The sequence below is a fragment of the Psychrobacter sp. genome (assembly GCF_049295055.1).
GTDB lineage: Bacteria > Pseudomonadota > Gammaproteobacteria > Pseudomonadales > Moraxellaceae > Psychrobacter.
On sequence record NZ_JBAQQF010000016.1, the window covers coordinates 14721 to 35581 of the forward strand.

Annotated in this window: 18 protein-coding genes and 1 pseudogene; 7 read left to right on the top strand and 12 right to left on the bottom strand. The window is 41.5% G+C overall.

Going from position 1 to position 20861, the window contains the following annotated elements:
- Positions 1–66 precede the first annotated feature (66 nt).
- Positions 67–815: pseudogene (locus tag WAZ74_RS02695) on the bottom strand (IS5 family transposase).
- A 191-nt stretch (positions 816–1006) separates the two neighbouring features.
- Here WAZ74_RS02695 and WAZ74_RS02700 point away from each other — a divergent pair.
- Positions 1007–1849, top strand: coding sequence for an IS630 family transposase (locus tag WAZ74_RS02700; protein ID WP_422305538.1), 843 nt, complete (start codon positions 1007–1009; stop codon positions 1847–1849).
- A gap of 13 nt (positions 1850–1862) precedes the next feature.
- On the opposite strand, the gene WAZ74_RS02705 is transcribed toward WAZ74_RS02700, so the two are convergent.
- Both WAZ74_RS02705 and WAZ74_RS02710 read right to left on the bottom strand, forming a co-directional pair.
- Positions 1863–3338: a histidine kinase dimerization/phospho-acceptor domain-containing protein gene (locus WAZ74_RS02705; protein ID WP_422305540.1), complete on the bottom strand. Its 1476-nt coding sequence runs from the start codon at positions 3336–3338 to the stop codon at positions 1863–1865.
- A gap of 1 nt (position 3339) precedes the next feature.
- Positions 3340–4056, bottom strand: a complete 717-nt coding sequence (locus WAZ74_RS02710; RefSeq protein ID WP_422305542.1) for a heavy metal response regulator transcription factor — start codon at positions 4054–4056, stop codon at positions 3340–3342.
- 254 nt (positions 4057–4310) lie between these two features.
- Here WAZ74_RS02710 and WAZ74_RS02715 point away from each other — a divergent pair, with 254 nt between their 5' ends.
- The 4 genes from WAZ74_RS02715 to WAZ74_RS02730 all read left to right on the top strand — a co-directional run bounded on the left by WAZ74_RS02715 (position 4311) and on the right by WAZ74_RS02730 (position 7520).
- Positions 4311–4955, top strand: coding sequence for a DUF411 domain-containing protein (locus tag WAZ74_RS02715; protein WP_422305544.1), 645 nt, complete (start codon positions 4311–4313; stop codon positions 4953–4955).
- A gap of 74 nt (positions 4956–5029) precedes the next feature.
- Positions 5030–5515, top strand: coding sequence for a DUF305 domain-containing protein (locus tag WAZ74_RS02720; RefSeq protein WP_422305546.1), 486 nt, complete (start codon positions 5030–5032; stop codon positions 5513–5515).
- A 142-nt stretch (positions 5516–5657) separates the two neighbouring features.
- Positions 5658–6410, top strand: a complete 753-nt coding sequence (gene copM, locus WAZ74_RS02725; protein WP_422305548.1) for a CopM family metallochaperone — start codon at positions 5658–5660, stop codon at positions 6408–6410.
- A 651-nt stretch (positions 6411–7061) separates the two neighbouring features.
- Positions 7062–7520, top strand: coding sequence for a DIP1984 family protein (locus WAZ74_RS02730; protein WP_422305550.1), 459 nt, complete (start codon positions 7062–7064; stop codon positions 7518–7520).
- A gap of 284 nt (positions 7521–7804) precedes the next feature.
- Here WAZ74_RS02730 and WAZ74_RS02735 read toward each other — a convergent pair whose 3' ends face one another.
- From WAZ74_RS02735 to WAZ74_RS02765, 7 genes are all read right to left on the bottom strand, one after another.
- Positions 7805–8731 (bottom strand): bestrophin family protein, encoded by a 927-nt coding sequence (locus WAZ74_RS02735; RefSeq protein ID WP_422305552.1) that lies wholly within the window; start codon positions 8729–8731, stop codon positions 7805–7807.
- A 266-nt stretch (positions 8732–8997) separates the two neighbouring features.
- The gene (locus WAZ74_RS02740) at positions 8998–9723 is read right to left on the bottom strand and encodes a DUF3726 domain-containing protein (RefSeq protein ID WP_422305554.1); all 726 of its coding nucleotides are present in this window, start codon (positions 9721–9723) and stop codon (positions 8998–9000) included.
- A 31-nt stretch (positions 9724–9754) separates the two neighbouring features.
- A complete protein-coding gene (locus WAZ74_RS02745) occupies positions 9755–11491 on the bottom strand; it encodes a hypothetical protein (RefSeq protein ID WP_422305556.1) in 1737 nt (578 codons plus the stop codon).
- A 130-nt stretch (positions 11492–11621) separates the two neighbouring features.
- On the bottom strand, positions 11622–13337 hold the full coding sequence (locus WAZ74_RS02750; protein WP_422305558.1) for a BCCT family transporter: 1716 nt from the start codon (positions 13335–13337) through the stop codon (positions 11622–11624).
- A gap of 202 nt (positions 13338–13539) precedes the next feature.
- Positions 13540–14529, bottom strand: a complete 990-nt coding sequence (locus WAZ74_RS02755; protein ID WP_422305560.1) for a membrane dipeptidase — start codon at positions 14527–14529, stop codon at positions 13540–13542.
- A gap of 177 nt (positions 14530–14706) precedes the next feature.
- Positions 14707–16170, bottom strand: a complete 1464-nt coding sequence (locus WAZ74_RS02760) for an aldehyde dehydrogenase family protein (RefSeq protein WP_422305562.1) — start codon at positions 16168–16170, stop codon at positions 14707–14709.
- Between the two features lie 82 nt (positions 16171–16252).
- A complete protein-coding gene (locus WAZ74_RS02765; RefSeq protein ID WP_422305564.1) occupies positions 16253–16642 on the bottom strand; it encodes a RidA family protein in 390 nt (129 codons plus the stop codon).
- A 185-nt stretch (positions 16643–16827) separates the two neighbouring features.
- On the opposite strand from WAZ74_RS02765, the gene WAZ74_RS02770 reads away from it, so the two are divergent.
- Positions 16828–17733, top strand: coding sequence for a LysR family transcriptional regulator (locus tag WAZ74_RS02770; RefSeq protein ID WP_422305566.1), 906 nt, complete (start codon positions 16828–16830; stop codon positions 17731–17733).
- 234 nt (positions 17734–17967) lie between these two features.
- Here WAZ74_RS02770 and tehB read toward each other — a convergent pair whose 3' ends face one another.
- Positions 17968–18534 carry a tellurite resistance methyltransferase TehB gene (tehB, locus tag WAZ74_RS02775; RefSeq protein ID WP_422305568.1) on the bottom strand — a complete coding sequence of 189 codons (567 nt, stop codon included), beginning with the start codon at positions 18532–18534 and terminating at the stop codon, positions 17968–17970.
- Between the two features lie 40 nt (positions 18535–18574).
- Entirely contained in the window at positions 18575–19264 is a 690-nt protein-coding gene (locus tag WAZ74_RS02780) for a glutathione S-transferase (RefSeq protein WP_422305570.1), read from the bottom strand.
- Between the two features lie 498 nt (positions 19265–19762).
- On the opposite strand from WAZ74_RS02780, the gene WAZ74_RS02785 reads away from it, so the two are divergent.
- Complete coding sequence (locus WAZ74_RS02785; RefSeq protein ID WP_422305572.1) at positions 19763–20467, top strand: hypothetical protein; 705 nt, start codon at positions 19763–19765, stop codon at positions 20465–20467.
- The last annotated feature ends 394 nt before the right edge of the window (positions 20468–20861 follow it).

Genomic DNA, 20861 nt, shown 5'->3' on the forward strand with positions numbered 1-20861 from the left:
TAATGATAGGTGCTTTTTTTATTGAGAATTTGCATCAAAGCATAGGATACTTACTAGGGCGCGTCATCAATTAAGCCAAATGACACAAGAAACCAGATGAATCGCACTGAGGAAATGACTGGCTAACTTATCATAGCGAGTAGCAATCGCACGATACTGCTTAATCTTGGCAAAGAAGTTCTCGATCAGGTGCCGTGCTTTATAAAGTTCTTTATCCAAGTCTCTTGGCTGTAGCCTATGACACTTGGACGGTATGACAGCATTACCTTGTACTACTTTAATTGGCTCAATAACGCGAGCATCCGCATCGTAAGCTCTATCGGCAAGCCAAGTTTGGCTAATACTGACATCGAGCAGTTTATCTGAGCCACATAGGTCATGAGCTGCGCCACCTGTTAGATAAAAGCCAGTAGGATTGCCTAGCGCATCTGTACGAGTATGTATTTTAGTGGTCAGTCCACCTTTGCTGCGTCCAATAGCTTGATCCCTTTTTTTCCAGCACTGTGCTGATGGGCTTTAACAATCGTGGCATCTAGCATGGCATATTCATCATCTGATTGTTCAGACAGCTGAGTAAACACCTGCTCCCATATCCCTTTTTTTGACCAACGGCTAAAACGTGTATGAATCACTCTGAAGTCGCCAAAGCGTTCAGGTAGGTCACGCCAAGGAATACCGGTCTTATAGCGGTAAAGAACGGCTTCTACGAACAAGCGGTTATCCTTTGCAGTAACACCAACGTCACCTGGTTGACCGGGCAGAAGGGCTTTAATTCTCTCCCATTGGTCATCACGCAGGGCATGTCGTCTTGTCATGGTGGCTAATCTCAGATTTCTAGAAACACAATGAGTATAGCTTATTCTAAAATAACGGTTCTAATTGATGACACGCCCTAGAAACCAAGACTGTTATTGAATAAAAAATCAATGAAATAATTACTGTATATAGTCTAATCCAAATAAAACCGATACAATACTTATAACAATCTTATTTAATGAAATAAACGATGACTTATTCAATAGATTATCGCAAACAAGTACTTTCTAGCATCGCTGATGGTATGACCATGCGAGAAGCTGCGCTATTTTATGGACTTAGTACCAGCACCATTCACAGCTGGCAGCAGAATTTAGTCCCTAAAATAACCAGAAATAAAGCACCGAATAAAATACCTGATGAAGCCTTGATTGAAGACGTAAAAAGATATCCTGATGATTATAACTACGAAAGAGTCCGCCGCTTGAACTGTAGCAAAACGGGCATCTTCAATGCTCTAAAGCGCCTTGGTATCAGTCAAAAAAAGACCTTGGAACATCCAAAAGCGTGTCCGATAAAAAGAGCGATATATCAGAGTAGGCTTGATAGCTTTATGCAGCAAGGCTATCCCATTGTATATATGGACGAAAGCGGCTTTGAGGCTGACACTATTCGCCCTTATGGCTATGCACCAATAGGCAAACCCTGTATCGACAGCTACAACTGGCAAGCAAAAAAGCGAACCAATGTTATTGGTACTCTGTATGAAAAGATGCTGTTTGCCCTAGATTACTTTGAGCAGAATATTAACGGCAGTATATGCTACGACTGGTGCAAACACACGCTGATACCGAGTCTTAAAACAAAATGCGTGATCGTTATGGATAATGCCCGCTTTCACAAGAATAAGCGTATTCAAAAACTACTCAACAGACATGGCCATCGTATTCTGTGGCTGCCACCCTACAGCCCTGATCTAAATCCCATCGAGAAAAAATGGGCACAAGCTAAGTTTCTACGCCAAGGATGGATGGAGAATAATCTGCCTAAACTGTTTCATGATATGGGCTGTATCGATTTTATAAAGACTTGACTATATATTGATTTTAAAAATCAGAGACTAGCAGCTCCACACTCACCTGAAAACAATATTCATTTTTAACAGTGATATTCATTTTACCGTTATGAGCATTAATGATAGCTTGTGCAATCGATAGTCCCAACCCTGCGCCTGAATGTAAAGTGTTGTTTTTATGATGACGATAAAAACGCTCAGACAATTTATCTACTTCTATTTGGGTTAGTGGATCATCTAGTTGATTGGTCATCACTATCTTTAAATATGGCTTTAAAAATAATTGGTTTAAAGCTGAACTATTTTTCCTATCTACATCACTCGTAATGCAATCATTGACAGTAGATGCCTGAACAGTAATGACGCTATCACTGGCCGAATAATAGATAGCGTTTGATAGTAGATTGGCAAACAGCCTTTGCAATAAACTGTCATCTCCCAGTACGGCTTTAAAGTCTCCGTTTTTTTCAAATACAATCCCACGGTCTTCAGCGATAAATTCGTAATAAGAAATCATTTTAGTAACGAGCGATTCAGTATCAACTGCAGTAAACTGGGAGTCATAAACGCCTTTTTGTGTTTTAGCCAATAACAGCATGTTATTAATCAAGCTGGATAATTGCTCAAGTGTGTCATGCTGATCGTGCAGTTGCTCAACGTATTCATTACTGTCTCGAGGCTTACTTAACATTACTTGGGTTTGGGTGCTTAAGATTGCAAGCGGGGTACGAAGCTCATGGGCAATATCATCCGAGAAGCGCGATAACGATTCAAAATTTTGCTCAAGTTTATCCATCATGGCGTTATAAGCATCAGCAAGTGGTCGCAATTCACTGGGCATCTCATTGACCATAATACGATCATCAAGCTTTTCGGCATTGATACGCGTCATCTTCTGCCTGATGGTTGATAGTGGGGCAAACCCTAAGTGCACGCTAAAAGCCGCAACAGACACCAAGATAAAGGTAATCGCCATCAAGATAAGAATGAGCTGACGGTTAAATTGGACAAGATATTGATGATGAACATCAATAGGTAAAGCGATGAGCGCTAAGCGTTCAGAATGGCGAATGACAATAGCTCTATAGTGACGACTGTCAATTTTTAAATCAAACGGTTGATCATGATGTTGCTGCCATAGATCTTTTACTGAGCGCTTATTCCCTGACTGACGTATAAAGCCTTTGGGATTACTGGTCAGAACTTGTCCCTGATTATCAGTAATTACCGTTTTTACATCATAGTCCAGTACCGCATTTTGTAGTTGTTGTGGCTGATTAGAAAACTGCGTTTTACCCTGATCATCGAGCAAGCTATCCGTCATATGCTGACGCAAATTAAACGCAGCATGAGTTAAAATCTCTGAGTCCATTTGCTCAAAATGACCATTAACTGAACGCTGAATCCATAAATAAAGACAGATTTGGGTAATCACGACACAAAGCGTCAATAGAAATATGGTGCGCCATAACAGTGATAAGCGTCCGTCTGTAGTGATAGGCGTCATATTATTGGCTGTCTATCGGATGTGTTAAATCATGGACGCTATCCATAATCTCTAAGCGATAGCCCATACCGCGTACCGTATGTATCAACTTTACTTTATAATCATCATCAATCTTAATTCTCAAGCGTCGAATAGCGACATCGATGACGTTGGTGTCGCTATCAAAGTTTATATCCCAAACTTGCGAGGCGATAACCGAGCGCGGTAATACCTCACCTTGTCTCTCGAGTAAAAACTGTAATAGAGAAAATTCTTTGGCGGTTAATTTAATAGGCTGCTCATTTCTATGCACGCTGCGTTTAGCGATATCCATCTTTAAATCTGCAATTTGTATGAGGTTGCTGCTATAGTCAGATTGATTGGCACGGCGCAGTAAACTTTTTATTCTCACTAACAGCTCAGCAAAGGCAAAAGGCTTAGTCAGATAGTCGTCACCGCCAATCTCAATGCCCTTGATGCGATCACTCAAATCATCTTTAGCGGTCAAAAATAAGACTGGGGTGTGCTTGCCAGCGGCGCGGTAATTACGTACCAACTCAAAGCCGCTGACATCAGGCAGCATCACATCCATAACCACAACGTTAAAATCCTCGCTCATTAAGGCATGGTAGCCATCGAGTCCAGTGGTTTGATGCTCAACGATAAAGCCTGCTTCGGTCAGGCCTTTTTTTATATAGTCACCAAGCGACAACTCATCTTCGACTAATAATATTTTCATAGCAGACCCATGCTGATTCGTTAGGTTAATAGTGTTAATCATAGAGGAATGTAGGCAATATTCCTACGCCAAAACCGCAACATGACGCTAAGATGACAATTTTGTCATCTTAGCGTCATGTTGCTGTCAGAGTCATCATACTAAACTGTTCAACATCTTAGTTTATTATTAGTATTATGCAGCTTTGCTTAGCGCCTATCAGTACATAGGTACCACATCAGAAGCATAACAGCCACAATATATGAGAGAGCCTTATGACCGTTTTTAAAATCAAGTCTAATCTTACCCCTAATAACCAGTCGTCTAAGCTATTACGTAGTACGTTGCTATTATTTGCAGCTTCATCATTGTTTGCTTGTGGCCAATCCAGCACCAGCGCCTCTGATGCAAGCTCGGTGCCAACTGAAAAATCAGCTGCTATCACTGCAAACGTAGCTGAATCACAGGCTACTCCTGCCTCTGTGCTAAGTACGCCAGTAAGTAACCCAGAGTTATTGAAAAACGTTTCGGCAGCCGTCTATAAAGACGTCAATTGTGGCTGCTGTAAAGATTGGATAAGCCATGCAGAAGATAACGGTCTAGACGCAACAGCACACGATGTTGCTGATGTGGCACTATTTAAAGACCGTTATAGTGTGCCAACTGAGATGCGCTCATGTCACACCGCAGTCACTACCGATGGCTACGTCTTTGAAGGTCATGTACCTGCGAAGTATATGGCGCAGTTTTTAGCGAATCCACCTGTGCAAGCGATTGGTCTTGCTGTACCCGGTATGCCAGTTGGTAGCCCAGGCATGGAATATCAAAATAAATTTGCACCGTATCAGGTTATGCAGATTAATAAAGATGGCACGACCCAAGTTTATGCTGATATAGACTCTCCTCAGCAGCAGTTATAATATTAACAATAATATTGAAAACAGTTTTTACTTTGTACTATTTATAAAGAATACGTTCTTATGAAGGTTACCTTATGGATAATTCTAATCAAAAAAATATGAATAACCAAAATCAGATGAATCCTTATGTCAAATTCTCTCTGATGATCTTGACATCAACGGTCGTGATGTACATCATGATGTATTTTAATACCTATAAATGGGATCACGTTTACTTTAGTGAAACTAGAGCCTATATGGCGCTGTATATGGGCGCTGGCATGGCAGTGGTTATGCTGGTCTTTATGTCTAATATGTATAAAAAAGCCAAGTTGAACTTACTGGTTTACGGCCTGAGCGTGGTGTTATTCGCCTTTGGTCTGTGGGGTGTCAGATCGCAAGCGACCGTTGATCAAGTCGATTGGATGCAAGCGATGATACCGCATCACTCTATTGCTATTTTGACCAGCTCAAGAGCAGATATTGAAGACCCGCGCGTACGACAATTGGCGGATGATATTATCGAAGCACAAAAGCGTGAGATTGGTGAGATGCAAGCACTCATCGAAGAATTGAAGTAAAGATTTACCTTCAAAATTATCGTAACTTTTAAACCCTGTTTTTTTAAACAAGCAAAGCTTATCCAATAAAATTTAATTTTTTAAATTATTATTGGAAGCTTTGCTAATCTTTTATTTAACCTGTGTATGTTAAGGATATAGCATGAAAAATCATTATAAATTACGCTTCTCTGTGATTGCTGCTAGTGTTAGTGCGGCATTATTACTAGGTGCTTGTCAGCCAACCGCTGATAAAGTTGACCCTACTACAACAGAAGATGTTGCACCAGTCGAAACAACTGATACCACTGCCGCAGTAGATCCGCATGCTGGTCACGACATGAGTGCCGATGCTATGGTAGCAGATAGCACACCAATGACGGCTATGCTCAAAGAGTACAGCGAATCAATGACTAAAATGCATGAAGATATGATGGTTGGCATGGATTATAACGATCCTGATGCGGCATTTGCTCAAGGTATGCTCGGTCATCATATCGGTGCGGTAGCTATGGCAGAGATTGAGCTCAAGTACGGTACTGATGCAGAGATGCGTAAGCTTGCGCAAAAAATCATCGACGCCCAGCAGTCTGAAATCAAGCAGATGGAAACATGGATTGCCAGTAACCCTGATAGCAAAATACCAACAGCTGATACTAAAGCGATGCAACAAGCTTATGCCGACGGTATGGATGCGATGCATGAAGAGATGATGGCAGGTATTGCAGATCCAGTGCCAGATATGGCATTTGCTCGTGGTATGTTACCGCATCATATTGGCGCGGTAGATATGGCAGAAACTCAGCTTAAATACGGTAAAAACCCTGAAATGCTTAAGCTTGCGCAAGAAATTATTGATGCACAAAAAGCTGAAATCGAGCAAATGCAAAGTTGGATTGCGGCGAATAAGGCATAAGCAAGGCGCTCAAAAACCTTTCACTTAATTAACGGCGTTATTATTAAGCCTTTGATTGATTAAAAGATTTAACAGCTATCTGTAATGCTCAAATCTAAAAAAGCAGCACCCTAGAATAAATTTCTAAGGTGCTGCTTTTTTAATCATTATTAGTAGCTTAAGTATCTACATTAGTAGCTCAAATAGCTAAGCTAAGAATGATTACTTTTCACCACACTGACAGCATTTCGAGCATCTATCACATTTATCACAAGTTGAGGCGCACGTGCATCCACATTTTGGACAATTACAGCTAGAACTATAGTGAATAGACGGTAACAATGAGTCTAATTTATCTTTAGAAGTAAAGTTCATAATAAATCCTTATTCATGATAGATTATTTATTGTGGCAGGTATGAATAAAATGTTAAGTAATCTTATTGTTAGTTTAGTAGATGAGTTAGTTAACTAATACTAAAGTAATTACCTACTAAGTATTTGGCGATTTTGGTAGTTAGCACTCTAATTATCGGCTTATTGATGCTGTACTTATCAATCGCTTAGCTTGGAGAATCCTGCTTTAAAAAGGTATATTGAAAAAAGGCTTAAATCTGATGTCTTGTAGTATGCCATGAATAAATAGTATGCTATGAATAAAAAAGAGGATAACAATGAAACTCGCTGAAGCCTTACTTATCCGTAGCGATATGCAAAAGAAGCTTGCTCAACTAAAGGGTCGTATTCGTAATAATGCCAAAGTTCAAGAAGGCGATATACCAAGCGAAGACCCTAATAAGTTGATCATCAGCGCCAGTCAGATCATCAATGAGCTGACTGGCTTAATTGAACGTATTCATCGTACCAATGCCATCGCCAAGACGGATAAAGGCCAATCAATGCTGACGCTATTGGTCGAGCGCGACACCTTAGAGATGCGTCATAAGCTATTGCTAGATGCCATTGAAGCGCCGAATAGCGAGGCTGATCGTTATAGTCATCGAGAGATTAAATGGCATGTGCTTGTATCGGTCGCAAGCCTACAAAAACAAGCCGATGATATTGCGATGAAACTTCGTCAAATTAACATTATTATTCAATCAAATAATTGGCAAATTGATCTTATCGATTAAAAAACCCAATAACTAAATACTAAGCATTTCTCTATCGATTTAAAGTTAAGTTGGTGGAGTACCAGTTTGGAATCGACTGGGCGAGTGTCAGACCCCAAACCTCCACAGCAGGGGGTTGAAAACATACTGTAGTGGACGACATGCGTTGCGGGCAGACGTCTTTTTTACACTTCATGCCCAGCACTTGTCACTCATCATAAGGTACACATCAGACCTTACTACCAGACACTGACAGTCGGTTTCAATTTTATTTTTACGTATACCAATCATGTATTGCAGACCATTTATTCTAAGTAACCGTCTATCGAGATTATCGCAGGTGGAAGGTCTGTTTCTCCCAGTGCTTCTAGCAGGTTAATCTCGATAGTGCGCGATAGAGTAGTCAGTGGCAGATGGTTGGCGGCCACGCCAAAAGGATCGGTTATCTCTTCACTAAGAGCATCCAAACCGAAAAAGGTGTAGGCAATTAAACCACAGACTAAAGGGGTGACCCAGCCCAAAGAAGTTGCCAAGCTAAAAGGCAACATAAAGCAATACAGGTAAGTCGTGCGATGCACCAGTAGGATATAGGCAAACGGCAGTGGCGTATTATGAATCCGCTCGCAAGCAGCCAAGACTATCGTCATAGAAGTCAGACGCTCATCCATATTTTGTATCATAAGATCTGATGTTAAATGCTGGCGACGACTGTAACCGAGCTTTTTGCCCATCAGCCGCAGCAGATACTCAGGCAGATTTCCCGCTTGGCGCATGCTATCGTGATACTCAGGTTCTACAAAGCGCTCAATATCTTCCCATGGCGAAGTATTACGAAGCCGATGCCTCAGTGCATGAGTAAAAGCAATAGTAAGATGAATCATACACCGCTGGGTATCGCGTCCAATCTCAGTTTCATCGTCTATAAACGACAGCAGTTGGCGAGTCAGGCTGCGAGCATCAAATACCAACTGTCCCCATAACCCCCGAGCCTCCCACCAACGCTGGTAGGTAGCATTGTTACGAAAGCCAAGAAACAAGGATAAAGCGATTCCTAACAACGTAAAAGGCGCTGTACTATACGAGGGGAAAGAGTTTGGAATACCGTGCTGAATTGCTGATATCAAGGCACTGAGCAGGGTGATTAATAAAACTTGGGGATAAATGTGTGGGATTACAGAGCCGCGCAGGGTAAAAAGTATTTTAAATGCATTGGGTGTCTGCCGGACGATCATGTCAACTTCCTAACGATGGGTTCTGTGAATGCGATGTTAAAACTACCGTGTGAGTCAAAATGCTTATTCTAAGAATCAGTTGGTAAATGATAAGCAAAAAATAGCGAATAAATAAACTTTGAGTTTTTAAACAAAAAGAATAATATTCGCTATGTTTTTTATCACGCGCATTATAATAACAGATTTAGACTGAGTCTTATTTTTTTAGTCCTTAATATCTATAACAGAAAGTATTTTAAACCCAACGTTCACATTACTTTTATTATTTATACGCCCCCTGCCCCTTTACTGGATTCCTCGCTGTTTTCTACTAGTATCGCCGCCGCCATTTTTTTGAGTATCAGCCACTGTTCATCGTCTACATAGATACCTTCTTTCCATGCGCGTTGATGAGTTGCAAACAGCTCATCCGTTGATATCTTATGATTGAAGTGCTCAATATCTTGCTCAATATCGAAGTTAGAGGTGGCAAGCTCAATTACCATATCATTGGTATTATAATTACCTTGAGAGTCATTAAAAAAGTACAAGTCAGGATAGACAAAACCTTGATTGAGCGTAAATAAAGTGTGCTTAGGCACAGTACCGTTATCCCACTTTGCCAAACAAGCAATGCCTTTTTCAGCAAGTTTAACCAGCTCGCTATAAGCCAACCAGCGATTGTGACAGTTCATTAAATAAATTTTAAAATGGTCTAAATCACCCATTTTTTCCAGTGCGTAGTCCATCACTGCAGGCAAATGACAAATAAGACTGCTGCCATGCAAATCAAGGCGAATCGCACCAGCTTCTTGATGAACGATATCAATGGGTATATCTTGCTCAGATAATATATATGGGCTAGCATTATTAAAGTGTCGAATACCGTCCAAACCAGCCATCTCTAGCTCAGCCACCATAGCAGCAATCACATCAGCTTCGCCTACTTCCCGATGCATCCCGGTAAAGGCTTTATATACTATCGCCACGATTTCATTATGCGATACGAGCATGTCTCAAACCTCCCTATTGTTTAGATAAGTCTTATGTGGATAAATCTGGTGTAGACGAATCTTGTGTGGACAGCTTGTTGCTGGATAAGTTGGGCAGTAAAGGAAACAGCCATTCATCACTACTGACTTCTGCAAACAAAGGCGCGCCTTGAAACAGGGTGATTCGCACCCAACGATCTGACCGTGGGTCAAACTTAGTCGCGCCAAACATCGATAGCTTACAGCGTAGCAGATGCATCGGTGGCGTGTTCTTATGTAGGACGTTCATCTGAATATCGCCCAATTTTTTATGTCCCATCGTCCACACTCGCCTAGCAATAGAGCGATACTTCGGCTTATTTAAAATAAACTCAGAAATAAGCTGTTGTGGATCGGCTTGTTGTAATGCCAGATAGAGGTTATTGGCTTGTCGTGCGACATCTAATGTCAGCTCACGATCATCACCCGGCTCTTGTCCACGTACACCCATTCTCGGTTCTTCTTTATCCACCGAGCGATACCAAAACCAATGGCTATTATCAGGCTCACTAAAGTCAATATTAATCGCCCACTGATAGCGTGACTCCAATACGTCAATCAAATCTTGAATCACTTTACCTTTATTAGGCAGTGACAAGGTTTCATCAGCGTTTACTGTTTCTTGAAACGCATCGATACGTTCAGGATATAGCTCCATCAAGCAAGATATAATCACTTCTTGGCTCTCAAAGCTTAAGTGATCATGAGCTTGAAGAAACTCAGCCCATGTTGTGTAATCTTCAATCGTAGTCATCAAGGTATATTGTAATACCGTCAACTCGGCGACAACTGCCTCATTTAACGTGACTTGCTGCTCATTAATCGTGACAATTTCGGTAAAGTGCTGAATGGCGCGCTTAAGTAAGTTCGATAAGTGCACAGTCTTTTCAGCTTCAATATTACAAACCAAGGTTGTTTGTAACGCTTCTTCACGAGTGCTGAGCCATTGATCAACGATACAAGGATGATTAATCAAATAAGGCGCCATGCCAAGGCCGGTGGCATTTCCAATTCCTAAGTAGCGCTTAATCTCTGGATGTAGCGCGACCGCCTTGTTGCCACCTTTTTTCTTGGCCAAATAATCGACCCAGTCAAGGCTGAATTCTCGAAGCAAATAAACCGCACACATCTGCGCGCGAAAGGATTGGTTAAAGTCTTCGCTATGATCTAATGGTTTAAAGTCATAAATGCCAAATTTACCATTACCATAGACAGCCGTGGTGCGCAGGATATAACCCACTTGTGCCAGTATATCAAGGTCAGGTTGCCGCCCATCAGCCAAAGAGCTGACAATATGATCAAAAACGCGTACGCTCTTATTCGCTCGTGCCAGCACCATCACCATATTGGAGTTGCGACCCGCCTCTTGCAAAGGTACGTTGGATTTTAGCTTATCAAGCAGCTCATCACCTATCTCACCGAAAACGAGACCAAAGGTAACATCCCATTTCTGCGCAATCACGCGATCATTACGTTCCTCATCGGCAAGCTGATTACAGAATACGACCAAGTGATAAATGTGTTCAGGCGTTTGCAAACGATAAATCACTTGCCCATAACCATCATCGTCCAAATCCCAAAGATGCTTACTTAACGCCCAGTTTTCTTTATCGATTTTACGCAGTAGCGTACGCACGAAGCTAATACGGGTTTGATGCATGGCACCCAGTCTTTCAGAGTGCATCACGACATCAGGCGTACGGAAGCTGACCGCATCTGGCTTTTCATTGCTTGGTAGAGTGTATTGCATGTTCATGACCACCTTAAATAATGCGTTAAGCCAGCAACGTAGTGAATGCTTTTAACCACTAGCGTCAATCAATAATGTCAGCTAATAATGTCAATTAGCGAATACGTTACTGGCTATATGAATGACTCGCTTAATCGATTTCTTTGGTAATCGTTTCTCTGATAATCGTACCTTTAGTGACCGTATCTTTGGCAAGCTTTTCCTCAGCGATTCGATGATCCGTCTCAACTCGGTTAGGACGATAAAGATCTTGATCGCGTGCCATTTGCTGCGCAATTTTTGGTCCATTCCATAATGAGGGTAGAAGGATAAAGGATACTGGCACAGCGGTAATCACAATAAAGGATTGCAAAGCCGTCACCCCGCCTGAACCAAGCGAGATCAACACGATAGCCGTCACCCCCATCATAATGCCCCAAAAGGTACGAATCATTGAGTTTGGCTCGTGCTCACCACTGATAACGACACTGATGGTATAGGTCATCGAGTCACCTGTCGTGACAATAAAGACCATGGTTAAAATTATGAACAATAATGAGGTAATCAAAGGAAACGGCAGCTGCTGAGTGATTGCTAACAACGCACCAGGAAGGTTAAAACCTTCGAAAGCGCTACTAACACTGCCTGGATTAGCAATCTCAAAGGCCAGACCTGAACCACCAACGACCGTGAACCAAAAGCAGGTGACTAGTGGTGCAATAATACAAACCGTCGTAATTAATTGGCGAATGGTACGACCGCGGGAGATACGCGCAATAAAGATCGCCATCATCGGGCCATAACCTAAGAACCAACCCCAAAAGAACACCGTCCAGCCACCAAGCCAACCCTCATCACCGCGATAAGTTGCCATCGGGACAAAGTTATGAACCATCGTGCCGACACCTTGAATATAACCGTTTACGATAAAATTGGTTGGTCCAAATACTAAGATAAAGACCATCAGTGCTACCGCCAATATGACGTTAAAGCGACTGAGTATTTGCATACCGCGGGCAAGCCCACTAATCGCTGAGATAGTATAAAGCGCAATAGCAAATATGATAATAATAAGCTGGGTCGTAAACGTATCAGGAATACCAAATAAAGTATTGAGTGCGTAGCTCGTTTGCAGACCTAAAAAGCCAATGAGACCGATCGTACCAGCAGCAACCGCGACAATACAGCAAGCATCGATGATGGCACCTGTATGACCGGTAAGGACACGGTCGCCAAACATAGGATATAAGAGCGTACGCGGCTTGAGTGGCAAGCCTTTATCATAATGCAAGTGCATCACTACAATAGCCGTCAAACTACCAACGATTGACCAAGCCAAAAAACCCCAATGCATAAATGATTGGGATAGCGCATTAAAGGCGCGCTGTTGAATATCCGCAGTTTCGCCATATAAAGGCGGTGCGCTAACGAAATGGGCAATAGGTTCAGCAGCTGCCCAAAAGACCCCGCCACCAGCCAGTAGCGTACAAAATAGAATAGCCATCCATTTGAAGTTGTCCATTTCAGGCTTGGGTAGATTGCCTAAAATGACCCGTCCAGTACGACCAGCGCCAACTGCTAAAGCTATCACAAAAGTCGCTAATAATAAGATTTGCCAAAAAGGGCCAAATACTTTAGCCGACCAAGTAAAGCCTAAATCAATAATTGTGGCTAAGCGCTCTTCTGCAAAGATTGCCATTAAAACAAAAGCAATAATAAAACCGCCACTGTACCAAAACGCAGGATTCTTAAGCCCCAAAGTATCTGATGAAGCCTCTGGTTGAGTTAAAGCAGCCGCTATTTTATCGTCGGCAATTGAGCGTCCTTGCCCACTGTCCTTACTGTTAAATCCCTTTAAATCAGCCATGGTGTGGCTCCATATAATAATGTTACGTCGTTTAAATGAGAGTGATCTCTAAACAGTCTTGCGTATTTTTACTTCGTTATTTTACTTTGAAGGCTTACTTCATCGTTTTAATTTGACGGCTTGCTTCGCCTTGCCATACTTTACTTTTCGATCATTCAATGAATATTTAGCTTTATAAGATGCTGAATGCAAAACAACTCTTTTAAGCGATAGGCTTTATGCCGCTCTCAAGAAAATCAAACCAGTTCTGTCCAATAATCTTGCCAGCGTCTGTATCATTGAAGCCATGCTTGAGCAGTCCGTTATAGATATTTTCCATACCGTCTTTGCCCGCGAACCACGGCAAAGTATCCGGCCAGCCTGAGTTATTGGCATTACCTTCACCATAATCCATCGCCTTTGACCAGCGCCCATTACGCATCCATTCAAGTACGGCTTGCGGTTGGTTAAGGCACAAATCACTACCAATCGCTAAGTGCTGAACGCCATGTTTATCAGCGCAATCAGCAATCATGCTACAAAAGTCATTGAGCGTACAGTCGCTACCATTCGGTAAATGAAACGGGTACAAGCTGAAGCCTAACAACCCGCCTGCCTTCGTTAAAGCACTGATAACCGCATCAGATTTATTACGCAATGCCTCGTGCGCAGTAGTCGGATTCGCATGACTAATACAGATTGGACGGCTTGATATCTCAATGGCTTCAAGCGTTGATTGCTCAGCGCTATGCGACATATCAATAATCATCCCAACCCGATTCATCTCAGCTATTGCTTGTTGACCAAAACGCGTGATACCACTATCATTCTGCTCATAACAACCCGTTGCTAGTAAGCTTTGGTTGTTATAAGTCAGCTGCATAATCAGCAATCCCAAGCGGCGCATGACGCTAATCAGACCAATCTCATCATCAATCGGTGAACAGTTCTGTGCGCCAAAAAAGATACCCACTTTGCCTTGTTGCTTCGCTGCCTCAATATCAGCGACTGAATACACGGGCAAAATCAAATCGCTATTTTGCTCAAAACGTGCATTCCATTCCGCAAAGCGCGTTAGGGTTTGCCGTGCATCCTCGTGATAAACCAAGGTGGCATGTACCGCATTGATACCGCTGGCTTGCAGCATTTTGAAATAGTCACGATCCCAATGGCTATACTGTAAGCCGTCAATGACGATATGGTCTTGATACATGGTTAATTCCTTTTATACTTTTTATAGATATAATCAGTCATAAATATCTTCGTTTAGCTGGTAAAAATTTTTCTCGCTTGCTGTGTGGCTACGCCACTCCAGAGGCTTCGAAAATTTCTTCCAGCCATACTTTGTCTATTTTAAATTGGCTCAACTATATGTCTAGATTGGTTACGCCTAATACGCTTTTTGATAAGCCGTTTTAACGATGGTATAAAACTCTTTAGCATACGAACCTTGTTCGCGCGGACCAAAGCTTGACTCTTTACGACCACCAAACGGCACATGATAATCGGTACCTGCCGTTGCGAGATTGACCATGACGCAGCCTGCTTGTACTTGCTCTTTAAACATCGCGCTATTACGCAAACTTTGAGTAATGATGCCGCCTGTTAAGCCAAAACGGGTGTCATTGGTCATGGCAATTGCTTCTTCCAAGCTCTTCACCCGCATGACACAAGCCATTGGCGCGAATACTTCTTCTTGGTTAACATCCCAGCTATTATCGGTCTCGGTAAACAAGGTAGGCGACATATAGTAGCCATCATGCGGCATATCTAAACGCTCGCCACCAAAGGCTAAATTGGCACCTAACTGCTTGGCTTTTTCGATCCAATCCATGTTAGACGCAAGCTGCTTATCATCAACGATTGGACCCATAAAGATACCGTCATCAAGCGCATGACCAACTTTTAGAGTTTTCATTTTTGCCACGACACCGTCGACGAAAGCATCATGAATACCGTCCATGACGATCAAGCGTGAAGATGCGGTACATTTTTGTCCTGAGCCACCAAACGCACCAGCAACCGCCGCATCAATGGCAACTTGCAAATCAGCATCATCGGCGATTACCAAAGCGTTTTTACTGCCCATCTCTAACTGGCAACGCACAAAGTTTGGCGCGGTAGCGGCAGCAACTTTACGACCAGTCGCTACTGAACCAGTAAAGCTGACCGCATCGATATCTTTTGAATTAATCAACGCATCACCAACTGATGAGCCGCCACCAAGCACCAAGTTAAACGTGCCTTCTGGCAATCCTTGACGGTGAATGATTTCAGCTAAGGCAACAGCACTGGCTGGCGTTAGATTAGCAGGCTTCCAGATGACACTATTGCCATAAGCGAGTGCTGGCGCGATTTTCCAAACGGCGGTGGCCGTTGGGAAGTTCCAAGGTGAAATGATAGCAACGACACCAACCGCTTCACGAGTGACTTCAACTTTAACACCAGGGCGTACTGAGTCAGCGATATCACCCATTTGACGTAAGACTTCAGCAGCATAATAATGAAAGAATTGACCGGCACGATAAATCTCACCACGACCTTCAGCGAAAGGCTTGCCTTCTTCACGTGATAGCAAAGTACCTAGTTCATCGCAACGCGCAATCATCTCATCGCCAATGGCTTGCAAAATCGACTGCTTTTTTTCCATGGCGGTCTTTTCCCATTTTGGCTGCGCGTGACGAGCAGCAGCAATGGCTTCGATGACTTGGTCACTACTTGCTTGCGCAAACTCGCCAATCGTTTCAGTGGTATCAGATGGGTTAATATTAGTAATCGTATCAACGCCTGATTGCCATTCGCCGTTAATATAAATTGAGCGTTGTGGGTCTTGTTTAAGGGTTTGAATTGACATAAAAATATCCTTGATAATAAGTATGAGTGACTTTATTTAAATAGAAAATACAATGAATTTGAGTTATAAAATAAATGAAAAGTTAAGACACTGCTGCATAAACGACCAGCTCAACGAGCATTTCCTCGCGTGCCAATCCTGAGATAACAAGGGCAGCGCGATTTGGATAAGGTGCCGTAAAGTATTCAGCATAAACTTGATTGACTGTCTTTAGATATTCGCGATCTGTGACATAGATAAGTACTTGTAATACTGAATCCATGTTTGCACCAGCACATTCTAGCGTGTGCTTCAGATTATCAAGCGTTTGGCGCGTTTGCGCTTCAATACCGCCGGCCACTACTTCACCATTTTGATCGATAGGAATTTGTGCGGTATATAAGGTGCCGTTATTAGTAATAGCCCATTCAAGGGGCGACTTTGACGCATAAAGTGAGGTTGTAACTGCTTGTTTGGTTGAATGAGTGGTCATGGATTCAATTCCTTTGAATGGAGGTTTTATAAACTCTTTCTTAGCTTTTATCTGCTATAAGATTCATGCTACGCACTTATTAATGATAAATCTAACCAATTAAATATTAAATATGATAGATTTAATCTATCACTAAGATTATAGTATTTATGGTCATATTAATAAGCATATAGGCGCTAACTACTATGAAACTACAGCAATTACGACATTTTTTATTTGTAGTAGAAGAAGGCGGCTTTCGCGCGGCAGCCAATCGTGCCAATCGCTCACAAGCGGCAATATCAGCGTCAATAAAGGAGCTTGAGAAAACACTGGATCAGCGTTTGTTTGAAGTCGGCAATAAAGCGACACTGACACCATTTGGAGAGGTTTGCCTGCCAAAAATTCAGCAATTTCTCAATACTTATCAATCATTAGAAGATGATTTACAGGCTGTAGCATCAGGGGATAAAGGGAAAATTAGAATTGCCAGTGTGCCATCACTGGTCACTAAGCTATTGCCTAGTGTATTAGTCGCCTATTCAAAAAAATATCCCGATATCGAAATCGTGTTGATAGATGATAATGCGGTTGGCGTGGCAAATCGATTACTTACTGGTGAGGTAGACTTAGCTTTAGGCAACTGTACGAGTATTAATCAAACAGATATTGATTTCACCCCGCTCATATCAGACCCTATCGGAGTGGTCTGTCTTAAAAGCAATGAGCTGAACCATTTGCATAAAAACGATAAATTAGATCAGGTGCAAGGGCTGACATGGAAGCAACTCATGGTGCAGCCCTTTATTTATAATGGTACTTGTCGGTTGCTAGAGAATACACCCGCAGAAGCGCTCAATCGCAAAGCTCGCTATACCGTAGAAAACATCACATCACTGTTTTCATTATTGCGACATGACCTTGGCATCACTACTTTACCGAAGCTTGCCTTCCCTTCTAATGAGCCAGAGCTGGTCTGGATAAACTTACTTGACCCTTCCTTGAATAGACAAATTGGTATCTTTAAACTGGCAAATAAGTCCATATCACCACCCGCTCAAGCCTTTTATGAGCTGTGTATTGAGTATGTTCAGGAGAACTATTTGCTGTAATGTATTAATATAAATTTTTGAGATTTCGTTACCCTAATTTTTATATAATAATGATAGGTTGCCTCTAATTGAACCAAATATTTATAGCTATAAACTCTCTTTATAAACTCCTTGAAATAGACGGCTATAATAGAATTATTTAAAACTATAGTAGTAAAAAAGGTTGTTAGCGCTATATTAGATATAGCGCTAACAACCTTTTTTTAATTAAAAAATACTTTCAAAATTTATTGGCTAGCTGGGCTTACGCGCCAGCACCGTCGCAAACTGTAATTGCGCGCCATTATGCATCGTACCTACATCCTCATTATACTTAATGAGCTCCCACTCTTTATAAGCGTTACGCAGCTGCCCTTCGCTTAGGGTAAATGGGAAATTAACTGGGCATGGGTGCTCTGCCGTACTCATAGCACAAACAACCAGATTATAACCACCCATCAAAGTACGTGCTTGCATATCGGCAATGACAGCGGCAACACGAGCAGGATCGAGAAACATTAAAGTTACCGTACAGGAAACAAAGCCATAATCTGCATCAAGGTTTGCACGATTAATATCGTACACTTCAGCCTTAATATTGGTCAGACCTTCTTCATTAATAATACTTTTCAGCATAGCGACAGCACTGGGGTTAGCATCTATCGCAGTAACGTTAAATCCGTTCTGGCTAAGGTACAAAGCATTGCGTCCACTAGAACAACCCATATCTAACGCATCGCACGGCTCAATAATTTTGCATGCCTCTACCACTTCGCTATGTGCAGGAGTTAAGCCGTAACGGCTATTGAGATCAACGGTCATGGTAACCTCTTAAGTTTGAAATGAAGGTTTTATCATATCACTAATTGAGATCGATGAAAGATGAAGGAAAAACAACTACGTCATCCTCTTCTTCCCATGGTTTAAATTTCGTCATAGCTTGTAGAAAGAATGGATGCGCCAACCAGAGTTGTAGCCATAGCTGAAGCTTTGGGTAAGGTAAGCTGCAAAAAACATCACGATCCACATGAGCGAATTGGCGGACAAAAGGCATAATGCTAATATCTGCGATGCTAATACTATCTCCCAGCAAATACTTGTTTTTAGTCAGCAAATCTTCTAATACCTGCAAGAATACTTCGCCTTGCTGTCGGTACTCTAGTTGGGTCATCTCAAGATGACGGTCGGCGTATTTATAGCGATCCAGCCAATGTTTGAATTCCCTATCATTTTGTTCGATCAGCGCATTGGCCTGAGATAGAACCTTTGCATCCAATAAACTTTGCGGATCTTGTTGCTCAAGCGCCCACAACATTATCTCCCCACTCTCTTCAATCACAGTCCCATCAAGAGTAGATTCAAGAGTGAAATCAAAAATCTGTAAAACAGGCACGGTACCTTTCGGGCTAATCGCTAACATCTGGGCTGGTTTATTTTTCAGGATTATCTCTCGCAGCTCCACCTGCAACTCAGCAAACAAGATGCCGAGACGGGCACGCATGGCGTAGGGACAGCGACGAAAAGAGTACAGGCGATGAATTGAGGAATTCATAGTTATTTATGGTAGCCACTTAAATTTAAAATAAGGACTATTATCTTACTACTAACCGCGTTCAATTAAAAATGGCAGCATCAATCTCGAGGCTTAATAGATAAGACTTAGTAAATAAAGAATATCTCTAAAAGTCGTTTCATAACATTGTCTCTAAATTCAGCTGTTCATAAACCAAATTACTCCTAAATGCTAAGAATTATTTTTACTTAAACGCAGGCTAGGTATTTACTTACAAGCTGATACCGAAAAAGGCTGGTTTGAATAAAGAGCGACATGAACTGACTCTTAACCCTGAGCGCAAGCTTTTTTGCGCTGACAACGATAAAACATCCTTTTTAGATAGGGATTAAATGTCTGAAAAATTATTGGTTGTTGCAGTGATGTATAGTGATGTAATGATACAAGTATTTAGGATAGATAGCAGATGTCATCACTCAAAAATTCAACTATAGTAGATATTTATATAACTATTTCAATAAACTGAGGAATTAAAGCATGAAAAAATTAGCATTATGTAGCGCAGTAGCATTAAGTTTAAGCGCTTGTGCTGGCGGTATGAATGGTGGCACGGCTGGCAATAATAACCAAAATAATATCGTCACCCAATACCCTATCGAAGCGACCATGCTCAATATCTATACCAAAGACCGTAGCCAAAAACTAGTGGCAGACGTAGGCAATCAAAGTGCTTCAGCAGATATCAAAGTCACGCCTAAAGGCAGTATGATATTCAATAATAAATCTGTACAAGGTGCTGAAGTAAATACGATTAATAAGATCAATAACCAAATTACCGATCAATCAGTTGCCATCAATTACTTTACCTTAAATCCATTGGTATTCCACGGCTTCACCGACAGCTCAGGCGAATATTCGCTAACGACTCAGGTGACCACTATTCCGAAAGTGGCTAATGTTGGCAACTCGAGTCAATTGCTTACTGAAGATGTATACGCTGACAGCAGCAAACGTAAGAAAACAGGCACATATAAACAAGACTGGTCTTTGGCAAGAGATACCAATAATACTGCTTGGTTCTGTATAGAGACTTCTCAGAATCTACTTCTCGCCAATGATCCCGATGGCACTTCATCAGAATGTTATAAAATCAATGCTCAAGGTGATATTTTAAACAGTAAAGTAACTATCAACCAGCCTACGAGTAATGGCTTAAGAACCATACTGTTTACTAGCCGTTAGTCATTCACCCTTATAGGTCGTCATTTATCCTTAATAACTATTATCTTTTTTATTATTACTAATAACTGAAGACTAGAAAATACTTGACTAAAAGTCGATCTATTAAGATCGGCTTTTTTATTTATTTTCATGCGATTTATAGTTGACCCCCCCGCCTACTGCCAATGCCATTGTTGTCCTTATCTACAGACTATAAATCCTCACTATAATTTATTTTTTAATCCACTTAATCGTACCAATTCATATATAAATTAATAACTCATCAGTATAAAAGAAGTAAGTGAATCTTACAGGAAGTATTCGCTTATATAAAAACATTCATTTACAATGAATCTTATAGCAGCCAATTTATAAGCTCGTTATCTAATTTGTACTTTGTACAAGATTGGTTTTA